At 66.3% G+C, this 18,271-nt stretch carries 9 protein-coding genes; 5 read left to right on the forward strand and 4 right to left on the reverse strand.

Annotated features, from left to right (window positions below):
• The first annotated feature begins 508 nt into the window (after positions 1–508).
• Positions 509–7,840, forward strand: a complete 7,332-nt coding sequence (locus JHL17_RS25260; protein WP_345773875.1) for a calcium-binding protein — start codon at positions 509–511, stop codon at positions 7,838–7,840.
• 213 nt (positions 7,841–8,053) lie between these two features.
• A complete protein-coding gene (locus JHL17_RS25265; protein ID WP_200197449.1) occupies positions 8,054–9,949 on the forward strand; it encodes an O-linked N-acetylglucosamine transferase, SPINDLY family protein in 1,896 nt (631 codons plus the stop codon).
• A 38-nt stretch (positions 9,950–9,987) separates the two neighbouring features.
• Here the strand turns inward: JHL17_RS25265 and JHL17_RS25270 are convergent, their stop codons facing one another.
• From JHL17_RS25270 to gmd, 4 genes are read right to left on the reverse strand one after another with little or no spacing between them, the layout of a single operon-like run.
• Complete coding sequence (locus JHL17_RS25270) at positions 9,988–10,419, reverse strand: hypothetical protein (protein WP_200197450.1); 432 nt, start codon at positions 10,417–10,419, stop codon at positions 9,988–9,990.
• 43 nt (positions 10,420–10,462) lie between these two features.
• The gene (locus JHL17_RS25275) at positions 10,463–12,286 is read right to left on the reverse strand and encodes a tetratricopeptide repeat protein (protein WP_200197451.1); all 1,824 of its coding nucleotides are present in this window, start codon (positions 12,284–12,286) and stop codon (positions 10,463–10,465) included.
• A 1-nt stretch (position 12,287) separates the two neighbouring features.
• Positions 12,288–13,280, reverse strand: a complete 993-nt coding sequence (locus JHL17_RS25280) for a GDP-mannose 4,6-dehydratase (RefSeq protein ID WP_200197452.1) — start codon at positions 13,278–13,280, stop codon at positions 12,288–12,290.
• A gap of 31 nt (positions 13,281–13,311) precedes the next feature.
• On the reverse strand, positions 13,312–14,367 hold the full coding sequence (gene gmd, locus JHL17_RS25285; RefSeq protein WP_200197453.1) for a GDP-mannose 4,6-dehydratase: 1,056 nt from the start codon (positions 14,365–14,367) through the stop codon (positions 13,312–13,314).
• Positions 14,368–14,534: 167 nt separating this feature from the next.
• Here gmd and JHL17_RS25290 point away from each other — a divergent pair, with 167 nt between their 5' ends.
• The 3 genes from JHL17_RS25290 to JHL17_RS25300 are packed head-to-tail and all read left to right on the forward strand — an operon-like array spanning position 14,535 to position 18,249.
• Positions 14,535–16,520 (forward strand): tetratricopeptide repeat protein, encoded by a 1,986-nt coding sequence (locus JHL17_RS25290; protein ID WP_247893824.1) that lies wholly within the window; start codon positions 14,535–14,537, stop codon positions 16,518–16,520.
• 57 nt (positions 16,521–16,577) lie between these two features.
• Entirely contained in the window at positions 16,578–17,336 is a 759-nt protein-coding gene (locus JHL17_RS25295; RefSeq protein WP_200197454.1) for a class I SAM-dependent methyltransferase, read from the forward strand.
• The gene (locus JHL17_RS25300; protein WP_200197455.1) at positions 17,329–18,249 is read left to right on the forward strand and encodes a class I SAM-dependent methyltransferase; all 921 of its coding nucleotides are present in this window, start codon (positions 17,329–17,331) and stop codon (positions 18,247–18,249) included. The genes JHL17_RS25295 and JHL17_RS25300 overlap by 8 nt, the downstream gene beginning before the upstream one ends.
• Positions 18,250–18,271 lie beyond the last annotated feature (22 nt).

Here is an 18,271-nt window from a genome sequence, read left to right on the forward strand (position 1 = left end):
CCGAAACAGGTCATGCGATGATCGATTCGAGAAAAGAAACCGCTGCGGTCTTGCAGGGCAGCAGTGGCTTGGCCATACGTCACCTCTTATCGTCGTCTGTGGCGCATTTGCCATGCCGGCCATTTTGCCAGGCCTTACAAGGCGTTGGGGTGGGTGACGGCTGCCCTGTCTACCTCCTTCGCGTGACATGTCCGCGCGACAAGAGGCAGAGGCTACTCATTTCGGTAGAAACGCGTTGCCATGGATTGGTTCCTTCGGATAACAAGGGCACGGTGTGTTAGCTCGCGCCAGGGCTGAATCTGCCTGCCTTCAGCCCTGGCGCGGCGCACACCTCTAAAGTGGTTCATCCGCCGGCGAACCAAACCTGAAGGGGACTAGTATGGCTGGAACCTATAATATAGCGACCAATATTACCGCGGGGACGACCCTAGAGCTGGGGCAGTACTCGGAGATCATCGGAAGCTCGGCCTCGGACGTCATTACCCTCGGCTCGACCGCGGGTAACACGGTGTCGATTTCGCTTCTGGAGACGGTGATTGGTACGACTTATACCGACATCGTCACCTTGACTGCGGGGACCACCCTGCAGGTTTCGTTGCTTGAGACCCTGGTAGGCAGCACCAGCTCCGATGTGGTGTCCTTCGGCACGACGGGCGCGACGATGCTGGTCGACGTGCTTGAGACGATCACCGGTTCGACCACGTCCGACGTGATCACCGTCGGTGCGTCCGGTTCCACGATGCTGGTGAGCCTGCTTGAGACGATCACCGGCGGTGTGGGTACCGACGTCATCACGCTGAGCGGCGGCACGACCGGCAACACGCTCCTGGTCAGTGCGCTCGAGACGATCACCGGTAACGCCGGCTCCGACGTCATTACGCTTGGCACCGCCGGTAATACGCTTCTGGTCAGGGCGCTCGAGACGATCACCGGCAACGCCGGCTCCGACGTCGTGACGCTGGGCACCGCCGGCGGCACGCTCCTGGTGAGCCTGCTTGAGACGGTCACCGGCAGCACCACCAGCGATGTCATCACGCTGGGCGCCGCCGGCAGCACGCTCCTGGTCAGCGCGATCGAGACGATCACCGGTAACGCCGGTACCGACGTCGTGACGCTGGGCACCGCTGGCGGCACGCTCCTGGTGAGCCTGCTTGAGACGGTCACCGGCAACGCCGGTTCCGACATCGTCACGCTTGGCTCCGTGGGCGGCACCCTGACCGTCGCCTTCGTCGAGACCCTGACCGGGTCGTCCACCAGCGACGCCATCACTATCGGCACCGCGGGCAGCACCCTGCTGCTCAACAGCATCGAGACGATCCTCGGCCAATCCGGGACCGACGTCGTCACGCTGGGCGCCAACAGTGGCACCGTCCTGGTGTCCGGCCTGGAGACCCTGACCGGCACCACCGGCAATGACGTGGTGACGCTGGGCACGGCCGGCACCACCAACATGCTGGTCAACGGCATCGAGACGCTGATCGGCCTGACCGGTTCTGACGTCGTCACGCTGGGCGCCACCAGCAGCACCATCCTGGTGTCCGGCCTGGAGACCCTGACCGGCTCTGCCGGTTCTGACGTCGTCACGCTGGGCGGCACCGCCGGCAACACCCTGCAGGTTTCGCTGGTCGAGATCCTCGTCGGCTCGACCAACTCGGACGCCGTCGCGCTGGGCGGCACCGCCGGCAACACCATTCTCGTCCGTGGCCTGGAGACGCTGGCCGGCTCGACCAGCTCGGACGTGGTCACCCTCGGCGATACCGGCAACACCCTGCTGGTTACGTTGCTGGAGACGCTGATCGGCGGCACGGCCACCGATGTGGTCACCCTGACCGGCGGCGCCACCCTGCTGGTGTCCGGCATTGAGACGCTGATCGGTCTGACCGGTTCTGACGTCGTCACGCTGGGCGCCACCAGCACCACCATCCTGGTGTCCGGCCTGGAGACCCTGACCGGCTCTGCCGGTTCGGACCTCGTCACGCTGGGCGGCACCGCCGGCAACACCCTGCTGGTCTCGCAGGTCGAGATCCTGGTCGGCTCGACCAACTCGGACGCCATCGCGCTGGGCGGCACCGCTGGCAACACCATCCTCGTCCGTGGCCTGGAGACGCTGGCCGGCAACAGCGGCAAGGACGTGGTCACCCTCGGCGACACCGGCAACACCCTGCTGGTTGCGTCGCTGGAGACTCTGATCGGCGGCACCGCCACCGACGTGGTCACCCTGACCAGCGGCGCCACCCTGCTGGTGTCCGGCATCGAGACGCTGACCGGCACGAGCGCCTCCGACGTCGTCACGCTGGGCAGCGGCGGCAACACCATCCTGGCCTCCCTGCTGGAGACCCTGACCGGCGGCGCCGGCACCGACGTGGTCACCGTGACCAGCGGCGCCACCCTGCTGGTGTCCGCGGTCGAGACGCTGATCGGCACCGCCGGCACTGACGTCATCACGCTGGGCACGGTGGGCAACACCCTGCTGGCCTCCAACCTGGAGACCATCACCGGCAACTCCGGCAGCGACTTGGTCTTCCTGGGCGCGACCGGCAGCACGCTGCTGGTGGCTGGCCTGGAATATGTGATTGGCGGTGCCGGTACCGACATCGTCACGCTGGGCACGGCGGGTAACACCGTCATCGTGCGCGGCCTGGAGACGCTGACCGGCAATGTCGGCACCGACGTCGTCACGCTCGGCGACACCGGCAACACCCTGCTGGTGACCGATCTGGAGACCCTGATCGGCGGCACGGCCACCGACGTGGTCACGCTGGGCGGCACGGCTGGCAACACCCTGCTGGTGTCGGCGCTCGAGACCCTGACCGGCTCGACCAACTCCGACGTCGTCACCATCGGCTCGGCGGGTGCGACCCTGCTGGCCTCGGGTCTGGAGACCCTGGTCGGCGGCACCGGTTCGGAACTGGTCACGCTGGGCGGCACGGCCGGCAACACCCTGCTGGTTTCGGGCATCGACATCCTGATCGGCAGCACCGGCAGCGACGTCGTCACCTTCGGCACGGCCGGCAACACGGTCCTGCTGCGCGGCATCGAGACGCTGACCGGCAACGCCGGCACCGACATCGTGACGCTGGGTAACACCGGCAACACCATGCTGGTCTCGGCGCTTGAGACCGTCATCGGCGGCACCGCTACCGACGTCCTCACCCTCAATGCCGCCAGCACCCTGTTCGTCACCGGCATCGAGACGCTGACCGGTTCGGCTGGTTCCGACGTCGTCACCTTCGGCTCCGCCCTCGGCAACACCGTTCTGGTGGCCGGCGTCGAAACGCTGACGGGTGGTGCCGGCTCCGACGTCGTCACGCTGGGCACGCTCGGCTCGACCCTGCTGGTGTCGCTGCTCGAGACACTGACCGGCAACGCCGGTACGGATGTCATCACGCTGAGCACGGTCGGCAACACCATCCTCACCAGCAACCTGGAGACCATTACCGGCGGTGCCGGCAGTGACCTGGTCTTCCTGGGCTCGACCGGCAATTCGCTGCTGGTGGCTGGTCTGGAATATGTGATCGGCGGTGCTGGCACCGACGTCGTCACGTTGGGTACGGCGGGCAACACCGTCATCGTGCGCGGCCTGGAGACGCTGACCGGCAATGTCGGCACCGACGTCATCACGCTCGGTGACACCGGCAACACCCTGCTGGTGACCGATCTGGAGACCCTGATCGGCGGCACGGCCAACGACGTCGTCACGCTTGGCGGCACGCTTGGCACCACCCTGCTGGTGTCGGCGCTCGAGACCCTGACCGGCTCGGCTGGTTCCGATGTCGTCACCATCGGCTCGGCGGGTGCGACCCTGCTGGCCTCGGGTCTGGAGACCCTGATCGGCGGCACTGGTGTGGAACTGGTCACGCTGGGCAGCACGGCCGGCAACACGCTCCTGGTGTCGGGCATCGACATCCTGGTCGGCAGCACCGCCAACGACGCCGTCATCTTCGGTACGGCCGGCAACACGGTCCTGTTGCGCGGCATCGAGACGCTGACCGGCAACGTCGGCACCGACGTCCTGACCCTGGGCAACACCAGCAACACCGCCACGGTGTCGCTGTTCGAAACGATCATCGGCGGCACCGCCAATGACGTCATCACCCTGGGTACGACCGGCTCGACCCTGCTGGTTTCGGCGCTGGAGACCCTGACTGGTTCGGCGGCCACCGACGTGGTCACGCTGGGCTCGTCCGGCAACACCATCCTGGCCTCGATCCTGGAGACGCTGACGGGTGGTGCTGGCACCGACGTCGTCACGCTGGGCACGGTCGGCTCGACCCTGCTGGTGTCGCTGCTCGAGACGGTGACCGGTTCGACGACCTCCGACGTCATCACGCTCGGTACGGTGGGCGGCACCCTGCTGGCCTCCAACCTGGAGACCATCACCGGCAACTCCGGCAGCGACTTGGTCTTCCTGGGCTCGTCGGGCAGCACGCTGCTGGCTTCCGGCCTTGAGTTCCTGATCGGCGGTGCAGGCACCGACGTCGTCACGCTGGGCACGGCGGGCAACACCGTCATCGTGCGCGGCCTGGAGACGCTGACCGGCAATGTCGGCACCGACGTCATCACGCTCGGCGACACCGGCAACACCCTGCTGGTGACCGATCTGGAGACCCTGATCGGCGGTACGGCCAACGACGTCGTCACGCTTGGCGGCACGCTTGGCACCACCCTGCTGGTGTCGGCGCTCGAGACCCTGACCGGCTCGGCTGGTTCCGACGTGGTCACGCTGGGCACAAACGGCAACACCATCCTGGCCTCCGGTCTGGAGACCTTGACCGGTGGAACCGGCAGCGATCTGGTCTTCCTCACCGGCACGGCCGGCAACACCCTGCTGCTGTCGGGGATCGAGATCCTGGTCGGCGGTACGGGCAGCGACTCCATCCAGCTGGGCACCGGTGGCAACACCATCCTGCTGCGTGGCATCGAGACGCTGAACGGCAACGCCGGCACCGATGTCGTCACGCTGGGCAACACCGGCAACACCGTGCTGCTCGCCAACCTCGAGACCCTGATCGGCGGTTCGGGTTCCGACGTCATCACTCTGGGTGGTACGGCCGGCAACACCCTGCTGGTCTCGGCTCTGGAGACGATCACCGGCGGTTCGGCTGGTGCTGACATCATCACGCTGGGCTCGACGGGCAACACCCTGCTCGCCAACCTGCTCGAGACGGTCACCGGCGGTGCTGGCACCGACGTCGTCATTCTGGGCACGGCCGGCGGCACCCTGCTGGTTTCCGCCCTGGAGACGATCACCGGCTCCACCGGCACCGATGCGATCTTCACCGGCACGGCTGGCAGCACCATGCTCGCCAACCTGGTCGAGACGATCACCGGCGGCACCGGCACCGACGTGATCTTCCTCGGCTCCGCCGGCAACTCGCTGCTGGTGTCCGGGATCGAGATCCTGGTCGGCGGCACGGCCAACGACGTCGTCACGCTGGGCACCGGTGGCAACACCCTCCTGCTGCGCGGCATCGAGACCCTGACCGGCAACGCCGGTTCCGACGCCATCACGCTCGGCGACACCGGCAGCACCCTGCTGGTTGCGGCGATCGAGACCCTGGCGGGCGGTACGGCCACCGACATCGTGACGCTGGGCACGGTCGGCGCCACCCTGCTGGTCTCCGCTTTGGAGACGCTGACCGGTTCGGCGACCACCGACGTCGTCACGCTGGGCACGCTGGGCAACACACTGTCGGTCAACCTGCTCGAGACGCTGACCGGCGGTTCGGGCACCGATCTGGTGTTCCTCGGCTCGGCCGGCACGACGCTGCTGGCATCGGCCATCGACATCCTGATCGGCGGCACGGGCACCGACGTCGTCACGCTGGGCACGGCCGGCAACACGGTGCTGCTGCGCGGCATCGAGACGCTGACCGGCGGCGCCGGCACCGATTTGGTGACGCTGGGCAACACGGCCAACTCGCTGCTGGTGAGCGGCATCGAGACGCTGGTCGGCGGCACGGCGAGCGACATCATCACGCTGGGCGGCACGGCGGGCAACACCCTGGTGGTGTCGCTGGTCGAGACGCTGGTCGGCTCCTCGGCCAGTGACGCTGTCACCTTCGGCACCTCCGGCGGCACGTTGCTGGCGAGCGGTATCGAGACGGTGATCGGCGGTACGGGCACCGACATCCTGTTCACCGCCACCACCGGCTCGACCATGCTGGTCTCTGGCGTGGATATCCTGGTGGGCGGCGCCGGCACCGACGTCATCACCCTGGGTTCGGGTGGCAACACCCTGATCACCCGCGGCATCGAGACGCTGCGCGGTGGCTCTGGTTCGGACCTCGTCATCCTGGGTGATACCGGCGTGACGCTGGAACTGGGGGCGGACATCGAAATCCTGGTCGGCGGTGCCGGCACGGATGTGGTGACCACCGGCACCTCCGGTTCGACCCTGCTGACCCGCGGTATCGAGACGCTGACCGGCGGCGCCGGGCTCGACGTCATCACCCTGGGCAACACCCCGAACACCCTGACCGTCGGCGGCATCGAGACGCTGACCGGTGGCACGGGCACCGACATCGTCTTCACGGCTTCGACCGGCACGACGATGACGGTCTCGGCGGTCGAGTTCCTGGTCGGCGGCGCCGGCACCGATCTCATCACCTTGGGCTCGGGTGGCAACACGCTGATCACCCGCGGCATCGACACGCTGATCGGCGGATCCGGTTCGGACCTCGTCATCCTGGGTGACACCGGCGTGACGCTGGAGCTGAACACGGGCATCGAAATCCTGGTCGGCGGTGCCGGCACGGATGTGGTGACCACCGGTACCTCCGGCTCGACCCTGCTGACCCGTGGCATCGAGACGCTGACCGGCGGCGCCGGGCTCGACGTCATCACCCTGGGCGACACCCCGAACACCCTGACCGTCGGCGGCATCGAGACGCTGACCGGTGGTGCGGGTACCGACATCGTCTTCACGGCCGCGGCCGGCACGACGATGACGGTCTCGGCGGTGGAGTTCCTGGTCGGCGGCACGGGCTCCGACGTGGCGTTCCTCGGCAATGGCGGCAACACCGTCATCACCCGCGGCATCGACGTCCTGACCGGCGGCAATGGGTCCGACCTCGTCATCCTGGGTGACACCGGCGTGACGATGACGGTGACCACGGGTGTCGAAATCCTGGTCGGCGGCGCCGGCTCGGATCGCGTCACCTTGGGTGACAACGGCAACACCGTCCTGCTGCGCGGCATCGAATCGCTGATCGGCGGTGCGGGCAACGACGTGATCACGCTGGGCGACACCGTGAACACGATCAGCGTGTCGGGTATCGAGACGCTGACCGGCGGTGCGAACACCGACGTCGTGACGGTTACCAGCGGGTCGATCCGCTTCCAGGGCGGTGCGGGCGACAGCCTGACGCTGGCCTCGGGCGCGGGCACCGACACGGTGGTCTACTCGACCTTCGCCGGCTTCACGGCCGGTTCGAACACCGGCTTCATCTCGGTGACGAACTTCGAAGCGTCGCGTGACCAGGTGCAGCTCACGGGTGCAGCCCGGACGGTGGCGGACAAGAACGGCGACGCGGCTCTGACCACGGCGTCGGCTGCGACCAACGGCGTCAGCATGAGCAACGAACTCGTGAGCCTGACCTCCGTCGTGAGCGGCAGCCTGACCGATACCGATCTGGCGGGCTTCCGGACGGCTCTCGGCACGCTGACGAACTCGTCGGCCGGTGCGAGCACGCTGGTGCTGGCCAACAACGGCACGAACAGCGGCCTGTACCAGGTCACCGACATCAACGGCGACGGTCAGGTGACCTCGTCGGAGGTGCGTCTGCTCGGTGTCTACAACGGGTCGGTCTTGAGCCTCTCCAACTTCAACCTCGGCTGAGGCAGGAGAGCTTTCTAAGAGAGAGGGGCGCCCATCCGGGCGCCCCTTTTTTTATGCGCCCGGCAAGGGCACATTTCGACATGGCCCCACGACACGGCGTTTGTCGGATGGGAGGCCGGGGTGGAAAGCCGGATGGAAGCCGGCTAGGGTCGGCTATGTGCCCGCAAATGCTAATGGCGGGCCAGTCCTTCGTCCCCACTTCACTGGCTCCCGATGGCCTCGATCCAAGATGTTCTCACCCATGCCCAGCAGCTTCATGCCGCCGGGCGCTTTGTGGAGGCGGCGGCGCTTGCACGGGCCGTGCTGCGGCCGGTGCCCGACCATGCCGTCGCCCGGCATGTGCTTGGCACTGCCCTGTGCGCGTCTGGCCAGACAGAGGAGGGGCTGGCCCATATCGGCACGGCTATGCTTCTTGATCCGGGACAGCCGGTCTATGCGGTGAACCGGGCCGTCCTGCTCCACTCCCTTGGCCGTAGGGCCGGTGCGGTCGCAGCGTTCCATCGGGCCCTGCGGCTGCGACCGGCCGATGCTCGGCTGCTCGACGGGTTGGGAAGCTGTCTGGGCGACCAGGGCCATGCCCTGCAAGCGCTCACCCCGTTGCAGCACCGGCTGGCGCTGGAACCCGGCATGGCGGAGGCGTACCGCAAGCTGGCCATCGTCGCCCAACGTGCCGGCCTGCTGGACGAGGCGCGGCGGTCCTACCGCCGGGCCTGGCGTCTGGGTGGAGGAGATGGACTGTTGGTGCGCGAGGCGCTGAGCCTGCCGGTCATCCCCTGCTCAACAGCAGAGATCGAGGAAAGCCGCGCCCATTGCGCCGCGGTGCTGCGGCAGGCCCGTGAGCATGGCCTGCGCATCGCCGACCCGCTGCGCGAGGTCGGCGTCACCTCGTTTTTCCTTTCCTATCACGGTCTCGATGATCTCGCCTTGAACAGAGAACTGGCCGCCTTGTACCGGGAGGCTTGTCCTTCCCTGCTCTACACCGCCGCGCATTGCCGAGAGTCCAATTATCGGGAGTCCGGGCGAGCGGGCGGGTTGGAGGACGGGGTCGGACGGCGACTGCGCGTCGGCTTCATTTCCGACTGCTTCTACAATCACACCATCGGCATGCTGAACGAGGGGCTGATCGAGCGGTTGTCGCGCGAACGCTTCGAGGTGGTGCTGTTCCTCACACCGGGGCCGGAAGACGACCTGCGACGCCATCTGCGCATGGTGGCGGACCGGGCCGTCGATGTTCCGGGCGAACTCGATGCCGCACGGCGGATCATCGCCGAGGCACAGCTGGATGTCCTCTACTACACGGACATCGGCATGTCGCCCTTCACCTACTTCCTCGCATTCGCCCGGTTGGCGCCGTTGCAATGTCTGACCTGGGGCCATCCGGACACCACCGGCATTCCCACCTTGGACTGCTTCTTGAGCTGCGATGCGATGGAGCCGGAGAATGGCGAGGCCCATTACACCGAACATCTGGTCCGCTTGCCCGGGCCGACCGTCTGCTACCGGCGCCCGCAGCTGGCCGAACCGCGCAAGACCCGCATCGATTTCGGCCTGCCGGCCGATGGCCGGCTTTATCTCTGTCCACAGAGCCTGTTCAAGATTCATCCCGACTACGACGAAGCTCTGATCGCCATTTTGCGGCGGGACCGCAGCGGCATCCTCGTCTTCGTCGATCCGCGCGGCCAAGGCGCTGCTTTGGTGCGACGGCTGGCGGCCAAGGGACCCGACGTAGCCGGCCGTATCCTCCTGCTGCCGGGGTTGGGAGCTACGGATTTCATCGCGCTGACCGCCGACGCCGACGTCATGCTCGATCCGTTCCATTACAGCGGCGGCAAGACAAGTTTGGAGGCATTGGCCTTCGGCACGCCGGTGGTGACGTGCCCCGGTGCCTTCATGCGCGGGCGCCACACCCTGGGCTTCTACAAGTTGATGGGGATCGATGATTGCGTGGCGAGCGATCCGGCCGATTATGTCGAGCGGGTGGTCCGGCTCGGCACCGATCCGCTGCTTCGCGCCCAAGTCCGGCGGCGCATCCTTGAGCGATGCGGCGTTCTGTTCGATGACGAGGGGTCGGTCCGGGCGATCGAAGGCTTTCTCCTGAAGGCCGCCTGACCGGAACGCGACCGGCCGTTCGGCCGGTTGGGGCAGGGTCAGTGAGCGGGCGAGGCCGACAGCCGATCGGCGATCCGCAAGATGCCTTGGGCCAGCCGGATGATGGCGGGCGACCCGATGAACAGCTCGCGCAAAGCCGCTCCCTCGCCCGAGCGCAGGATGAAGCCGTTGGGATTGAAGATCACCGCGATCTTGGCGGTATTTGAGAGGACATGCTGTGTCCGACCCTGAAAGACGGCGTCCAGGATCGATCGGGCCAGTTCGCGGGCATCCTCCAACTCCAGACAGACGATCTCCGGCCCCAACCGGCTTTCGTTGAACAGGAAAACGCCGTCCAGCCGGACGATACCGCTGCCTTCGGCTGCCTTGTCTTCGTGCAGGGTGATGTGGGACAGGAACTTGCCGTCCGGGAACAGGACGGTGCGGTCGTCCACCTCGACGTTGATGACGAGCTTGCTGGGGGCGGCCATCGGGGCTTCCATGTGGGGCGTGACGATGGGACGAATGGTAGAGTTACGGCACGCTTATCGGCATAGCGGCCGTCACTGTGGCTGCCTCCGAGGCGGAGCAGCGCAGCCGCAAGGCGTCCTCCAGCGCGCGGATTGCGCCTGTCCAGTCGCCCTGCTCGGTTTGGCGGAAGACACGCGCGCGCGGGTACCAGTCGCAGTGCTCGCCTTCCAAGTGCCAGCGCCAATCGCAGTGACGCTGTACCAGAACCCAGGACTCCATGCCCAAAGTGCATGCAAGATGGGCGAGTCCACAGTCCACGCTGACGACCAAGTCACAGGCGAGCATGATGGCGGCAAGGTTGAGCAGGCCTTGGACACCGAAATCTTGCAGATTATCGGGAAGGGGCTGTTTCAGCAATTCGGCCTTGGCGGCATTGTTTTGCAAGGCGATGAAGGTCGCCTCGCTACCGGCGATGGCAGGCAAAAGAGGAGCGAGCTCGACCGACCGCCGATCATGCGGTCCCCAGCCTGACCAGACTAGACCGATATGCGGGCGTTCGCGGCGGCGCACGACACGCCGCCAGTCGGCAACCAGATCGGCTGGTAGTGGAAAGGACGGATCGGGCAGCGGCACGCGCAACGGATCAAGCCCGAGGATGTTGGGTAGGCTGAACAGTTCGCATTGGCTGTCCGCCTCGGCCGGCGTGCCGGTCGGGACGATTGTCACGTTGCGCACAAGCGGGGAGAGGCGGACCAGGGGCAACACATCGGGACGCACCTGCAGGAGGACGCGACCGACCCGCTGCACCGCGTGCGGAAGAAAGCGCAGGAACTGAAGGAGATCGCCAAGGCCGTTGGTGTTGACGACCAGCAAGCTGCCACAGGCGGAACCATCCCATACCCCTGGTGAGGACGAGTGGATGAACGCCCAATCCTTGGGATTCCAGGCACGGGCGTAGTCACGCGTGCTCAACCGCAGCAGGAGGAGTTGTTCATAGATCTGGGTAGTCGGCGTCAGCGCAAAAGCGGCTTCCGAACAGGCCAAGGCCAGCCTCTGGTCACCGCGCTCGTTGTAAAGCGGAAAGGAGGCATTGTGCAGCATCGCGCCCATCAAATCTCGGTGGGGCGTCGGGAGATGGCGCCCGCCCATGGCTTTGATGCTGGAAGATAGCTCCAGCAGCGCCACGAAATCTTGGGCGGTGTAGGCGCGGTTCAACTCCTGGAAGAGGTCCTGCAGACAGGCTCGCAAGGAGTGCTCCGCCTCCGGTGGCAGGCCGCCGATATCGAAGGCGGTCGCGATGCGCTGCAGTCCGCGCAGCGGATCGCCCTGCAGATGATCGATTTTTCCCAGAAGATGGAGGGCATCGGCATGCTGGGGGTCGATCTCTAGGACCGCTCGGTACCGGGTGGCTGCCTCTTCATATCGGCCGGCACGGTGATGCTCGGCGCCTTGATGCAGCAAGGGCAACGGTACGGAGGTGCGGATCCGCTCCAGAATCGTGATGTGTCTCTCGTCCACCAATGCCTGCGGCAGCAGATCGCATAGGATCTTGGCCAGCAGCGGCTCTTTGTCGACCAGCCCAGCGAGCTGATCGAGGGTTCCGGTTACTATGGCATCGTGGTTGCGGCGGATGGCTGCGTCGCCGGGGGCAGTGCGCACGGCGCGGCCAAACAGAGCGAATGCCTGGGCATGCCGCTGAAACCAACGCTCGATGATTCCGCACAACTGCAGCGCATGCGCATCATCGGGCTGCGAGGACAGGCAGGCGCGCACCATCGCAAGTGCCCCCTCTGCATCGCCTGCTGCCAGCTGTGCCGTGGCTTGCGCCATCAAGTCGGTGACAATGTTGCCAATGGTCATCGTGTTGTGACTGAACGCAGCCATCATCTCAACCCATCCTCTGCTGCAGTTCGGCCTCGACCAAGCCGGCGACCACCTCGGCCATGCGCCGCTCGGCGCGCCAGTCCAGCAGCCGGGCCGCCTTGGCGGGGTTGCCGACGCTGAAGGCGATGTCGGAGGGGCGCAGCAAATCCGGGTTGCTGCTGACATGCCGGCGCCAGTCCAACCCGAAACAGGAGAAAGCCTGGGCGACGAAATCCTCCAGCCTGTGGGTTTCGCCGGTGGCGATGACGAAATCCTCGGGCTCGTCCCGAGTCAGCATGCGAGCCATGGCGTCGACATACTCCGGCGCCCAGCCCCAGTCGCGGGCGATCGACAGTGTTCCCAACTCCAGGACTTCGGCCTTGCCCTCGGCGATGTCGGCAGCCCCGCGGATGATCTTTTGCGTGACGTAGCGGGTCGGGCGCAGCGGCGATTCGTGATTGAACAGGATGCCGGAGCAGGCGAACAGACCATAGGCCTCACGGTAATTGGCGACCGCCCAGAAAGCCGCCGCCTTGCCGACGCCATAGGGGCTTCGGGGATGGAAGGGGGTGGATTCGTCCGCCGGGGTCTCGGTATTGCCGAAACACTCGCTGGAGCAGGCGCTGTAGAAGCGGGTGTCCAGGCCCAGGAAACGGATCGCTTCCAGGATGTTGATGGTGCTGGAAATGGTGCTGTTGAGCGTTTCGACAGGCTGGTCAAAGGACAGTCCGACCGAGGCTTGGCTGGCAAGATTGTAGATCTCGGCAGGGCGAACCCGGCTGATCACCTCGACCACGCTGCGGAAGTCGGTCAGCACGGCCGAATGCAGGACGACCCGGCCGAAGATGCCAAGCCGCCGCAGGTTGATGAAGCTCGACATCTCGCGGTCTCGCGAGGTGCCATGGACCATATAGCTTTTGCCCAGCAGCAACTGGGCGAGATAGGCGCCGTCCTGACCCGAAACGCCGAAGATCAGCGCGGTCTTCGGTTCGCTCCGGGCCGTCGTTCCTGCGGTCATGGACAGCGCCTTACAGGTCGTGCGAAGGCGGTCAGCGGTGATCGTCGCCGTCGGCCGCCAGACGCATGTCGGATTCGAGCATTTCCCGAACCAGATCGCGGAAGGCGGTGGTGTGGGTCCAGCCCAGCCTCTCGCGCGCCTTGGTCGGGTCGCCCAGCAGCAGGTCGACCTCGGTCGGGCGGAAATAGCGCGGGTCGATGCGGACCACCACCTTGCCGGTCTTCTGGCAGATGCCTTCCTCGTCGACGCCTTCGCCGCGCCACTCGATCCCGCGGCCGATGTGGCCGAAAGCCAACTCGACGAACTCGCGCACCGAGTGGGTTTCACCGGTGGCCAGCACGTAATCGTCGGCCTCGTCCTGCTGCAGGATGCGCCACATCCCCTCAACATAGTCGCGGGCATGGCCCCAGTCGCGCTTAGCGTCCAGGTTGCCCAGATACAGGCAATCCTGGCGGCCATGCTCGATTGCCGCCACCGCGCGGGTGATCTTGCGGGTGACGAAGGTCTCGCCGCGGGTCGGACCCTCGTGGTTGAACAGGATGCCGTTGCTGGCGTGCATGCCGTAGGCTTCGCGGTAATTCACCGTGATCCAGTAGGCGTACAGCTTGGCTGCGGCATAGGGGCTGCGCGGGTAGAAGGGCGTGGTTTCGCGCTGCGGCGTCTCCTGCACCTTGCCGTACAGCTCCGAGGTCGAGGCCTGATAGAAGCGCGCGGTCTTCTCAAGCCCCAGGATGCGGATCGCTTCCAAGAGGCGCAGCGTGCCGATGCCGTCGGCGTTGGCCGTGTATTCCGGCGTCTCGAAGCTCACATGCACATGGCTCTGGGCTGCCAGATTGTAGATCTCGGTCGGCTGGACCTGCTGGACCAGGCGGATCAGGTTGGTGCTATCGGTCAGGTCGCCGTAATGCATGAAGAAGCTCACGTCCTCCTCATGCGGGTCGCGGTAGAGATGCTCCACCCGGCCCGTGTTGAAGGAGGAAGACCGGCGCTTGATGCCGTGGACGATATAGCCCTTCCCCAGCAGAAGCTCGGCAAGATACGCGCCATCCTGGCCGGTGGCGCCGGTGATGAGGGCAACTTTGCGCAAAGGACCGACCCTTGATCTGTACGGCGTTGATGATCGGGCACTATCCTCAAAGGGTCAGGGCAAGGCAAGGTTCAAACATGTGACGGGACCCGGCGGCCATGAACGGAGTTGAAGCGCCGGGGCTGGGGCGATAGGGTGCGCGCCGAACGGAACGGCCGGCCGTGGCGATGCTGCAAGTCCGGGCCACGCCGAACGGATCGCCCATTGTACGGATCGTCATGCCCACCGTCGCCGAAGCCTTGCAGATCGCCCTTGAGCTGTACCGCGCCGGCCGGCTGGATGATGTGCGTACGCTGACTACCCGTATTTTGGAGGCGGATCCACGCACTGCCGCCGCCTTGCATCTGTTGGGGCTGGCCGATCGTCGCCAGGGCCGTCTGCAGGAGGCGGCGGAGCGCTTCCGTGCGGCATTGGCGATCGCCCCGGAAATGGCGGATGTCCGCTGCAATCTGGGGGGCGTCCTGGCGACGCTGGGGCAGGTCGATGCGGCCGCGGCGTCCCAGCGCCGGGCTCTTGCCCTCGATCCGGCTCTGGAGGCGGCCCATCACGGCCTTGCCAGCCTGCTGTGCAGCCGGGGCGGGCCACGCGATTGGATGGCGGCGGCAGCGTCTTTTCGCCGCATCTTGCGGCTGCAGCCCGATCGCGCCGACATCTTCCACGATCTCGGCATCGCGCTACGCCAGTATGGAGCGGTGGAACTGGCGGTGGCCAGCCAGCGCAATGCGCTTGCCCATGCACCGGGCTTCGCCGCCGCCCTCGGCAATCTTGGCAATGGGCTGGTGGAGCTTGGACGTCTGGACGAGGCCCTGGTCTGTTTCCGCCGCTCCTTGGCGGTCGAACCGGAGCGGGCCGCCACCTTGTACAACCAAGCCAATGCGCAATATGCCGCGGGCCAGAGCGAGACGGCGGCTGAGAGCTATGCCCGCGCCGCACGCAACGGGCTGCCGCAGGCCCTGACCCGCTTGGCCGATGTATTGACCATCCTAGGCCGCGAAGCGGATGCGGAGGCGGTGCTGCGGCTGGCGCTGACCACGGCCGGGTCCGACATTCCCGGCGCCATCGACATGCTGTCTGCTCTGCTGGTGCGCCAGGGGCGCCATGAGGAGTCGCGCCGCTTCTTCGCCGACTACCGCTATCCCCATGTCGCCGATCCCAATACCTTTCGCCTTGAATGCATGACCGCTGTCGCCGAAAGCTGGCTGGCAGCCGGCGAGGTCGACCATGCGGTCGAGGTTCTGGCCGGCGTACACGGCCATGGCAGCCGCTTTTTCACCGTGAAGTCGATTGCCGGGCTGCAACAGGTGCTGGCCAAGCAGGGACGGCGGTTGGTCCGGCCGGTGAACCCCGATCCCTCGCAACCGCGCGTCTGTTCCTCGACGCTGGCCACCCACGGGCGTTTTGCCCACAATGTGCTGGAATATGTGCTGTTGCGCCTCTACGCCGAAAAATTCAGCTACCGGCTCGAGACGCCGGATTGGGTCGGTGGCCATTACTTCGAGCTTGACGACCCCAAGCCATCGGGCGGGTTGAAGCCACTGTCCTTCGGACGGCGCATCCTGAACGATCTGGTGACCGGACGGCGCGACGATCCGCGTCCGGACGTCGACATCCTCTCTCCCCTGTTCCTGTTCGAGCATCGTGAGGAGTGGCGCGAGCGGGTGCAGTCCTGGCTGCGGCCGCGGCCCGAATGGCTGCCCTACGTCGATCCGGTGATGCAGGCGCTCAAACGCCGGGGCAACACGGTGGTCGCCCTGCACATCCGCCGCGGCGATTTCGTCTGGTTCCGCTACACCATCACCGAGACCTCCTGGTATGTCGACTGGCTGAAGGCGCTGTGGCCGACGCTAGACCGGCCGGTGCTCTACATCGCCACCGACGACCCGGCGACCATCGCCGATTTCGCGGAGTTCGCGCCGACCTCCCTGGCCGATCTGGCGAAGGACGGGGCGGCGGAGCCGTGGACGGGGTTGGAGTTTCTGCAGGACTTCCATGTGCTGATGAACGCCGACGTGCTGGGGGTCAGCGCCCAGAGCGGCTACAGCCAACTGGCGGCCCTCCTGAACCGTGACGCCCGTCTGTTCGTCGAACCGGACGCGGCGGCCCAGCGGATCAGGCCCTATTCTCCCTGGACGGTGTCTTCCGATACCCCTTAAAGACCATCACCACCAACCGACCAAAGCGACGCCCTCAACGGGCGGGAGGGCACCCCCATGGATCTGGCGACCAAAGAATTCTACGACGACTTCTGGCCCCGTTTCGTGCCGATCTACGACGAGACCAAGAAGTACATGCTGGAGACCCTGACCGAGCGGCAGATCGGCCGGGCGCTCGATGCAGGCTGCGGCCACGGCATCTGCTCCGTCATCCTGTCGGAAATGGCGGAGCAGGTTGTGTCGGTCGACGTGTCGTCCGACAGCCTCGCCACCGCGCGTCAGCAGGCCCAGCGCTTCGGCCGCGACAACATCGAGTTCCATCATCAGGACCTGCAGGAGTTGGACCCGAACCTCGGTCCATTCGATCTGGTCTGGTGCTGGGGCGTGGCGATGATGGCGCCCGACCCAATGAAGGTCATGCGCAACCTGATGGCCGTCACCAAGCCGGGCGGCACCGTCTATCTCGGCCTCTACCTGAAGACCTGGCTGTCGCCGGTGCATGAAGGCGTGCGCCATTTCTGCCGCGCCTACATGGACACGCCGGCCCGGCGCAAGCTGGTCGGCGGCTTTTTCACCGGGCTGACCAAGGTCGCCTGCGCCCTCAAGGGCCAGGAGATCAACCGCCGTGCCGACAACGTGTCGATCCAGGCACAGGTCGAGGATTGGTATTATCCGCCCTACAAGACCTTCTATTCGATCGAGGAGATCGTTGCGCTGTTCGAGCGCAACGGCTTCAAGGCCGAGTGCATCCAGGACCGGCTGGGCCGGATGAAGAGCGCCACGATCTTTGTGATCCGGGCGACGAAGAATGGCTGATGCCGTAGCGGGACAGGAGAGGCGCATCGCACCCCCCGACTGGGAGGAGTTGGGCCGGCTGCTGTCCCGCGGCTACATCGACAGCGGCTTCATCGGTGGCGTCACCCGTGTGCCGGTGGGGGACGTCGTGCGCGACATGCTGTCGGAGACGCGCGCGGACGAACAGGTGGCGGAACTGCGGCGAACCGCCGCGGCCGCCGGCGTCGATGCGGACAAGGCCCGCATCCTGGAGGTCGGGTCCGGCTGCGGCATGACCGTGGTGCGCGGGCGCACGGCCCATGGGCTGGACATCCACGGCATCGAGCCCAGCATGGGCGAATACAGCTCAACCCTCGACGTCTGCCGCCGGCTGATCGGCCATTACGGCCTGCCGGAGGACGCGGTGCGCGACGCCACCGGCGAGGCGATCCCCTTCGCGGATGCCAGCTTCGACATCGTCTATTCCTCCAACGTGCTGGAGCATGTCGGCGACCCGGCGGCGGTGCTGGACGAGGCGCTGCGTGTGCTGAAGCCGGGCGGGCTGCTGCTGGTCGTCGTACCGAACTACGGCTCCTGGTGGGAGGGGCATTATGGCATCCTGTGGCTGCCGCGGATGCCGGCCGGGCTGGCCAAGCTCTATGTCCGGCTGTTCGGCCGCGACCCGGCCTATGTCGACACCCTCAATTTGATCGACCGCCCCTGGTTCGATCGCTGGCTCGGCCGCCACCCCGGCAAGCTGGAGGTGCTGGACTGGGGCTGGAGCGTCTTCGAGCAGCGCCTGCGCACGCTGGGCTTCGGCGATTGGGCGGCGCTGTCGGTCGCCAAGCGCATCGTCACCTTCGTCCACCGCTCCGGCCTGTTGGAGCCGGCGATCTGGCTTGCCCGGCGCCTGCATTGGGAAACGCCGATCATCTTCGTGGCGCGCAAACGCTGACCAGGCTTTGTGCGTGCGATGC

The organism is Azospirillum endophyticum (assembly GCF_016595245.1).
Taxonomy (GTDB): Bacteria; Pseudomonadota; Alphaproteobacteria; order Azospirillales; family Azospirillaceae; genus Azospirillum; species Azospirillum endophyticum.

Coding starts and splice junctions, on each gene's coding strand:
- JHL17_RS25265 (WP_200197449.1), top strand. CDS start 8,054: ATGGCCTCGATCCAAGATGTTCTCACCCATGCCCAGCAGCTTCATGCC.
- JHL17_RS25270 (WP_200197450.1), bottom strand. CDS start 10,419: ATGGCCGCCCCCAGCAAGCTCGTCATCAACGTCGAGGTGGACGACCGC.
- JHL17_RS25275 (WP_200197451.1), bottom strand. CDS start 12,286: ATGATGGCTGCGTTCAGTCACAACACGATGACCATTGGCAACATTGTC.
- JHL17_RS25280 (WP_200197452.1), bottom strand. CDS start 13,280: ATGACCGCAGGAACGACGGCCCGGAGCGAACCGAAGACCGCGCTGATC.
- JHL17_RS25290 (WP_247893824.1), top strand. CDS start 14,535: ATGCTGCAAGTCCGGGCCACGCCGAACGGATCGCCCATTGTACGGATC.
- JHL17_RS25295 (WP_200197454.1), top strand. CDS start 16,578: ATGGATCTGGCGACCAAAGAATTCTACGACGACTTCTGGCCCCGTTTC.
- JHL17_RS25300 (WP_200197455.1), top strand. CDS start 17,329: ATGGCTGATGCCGTAGCGGGACAGGAGAGGCGCATCGCACCCCCCGAC.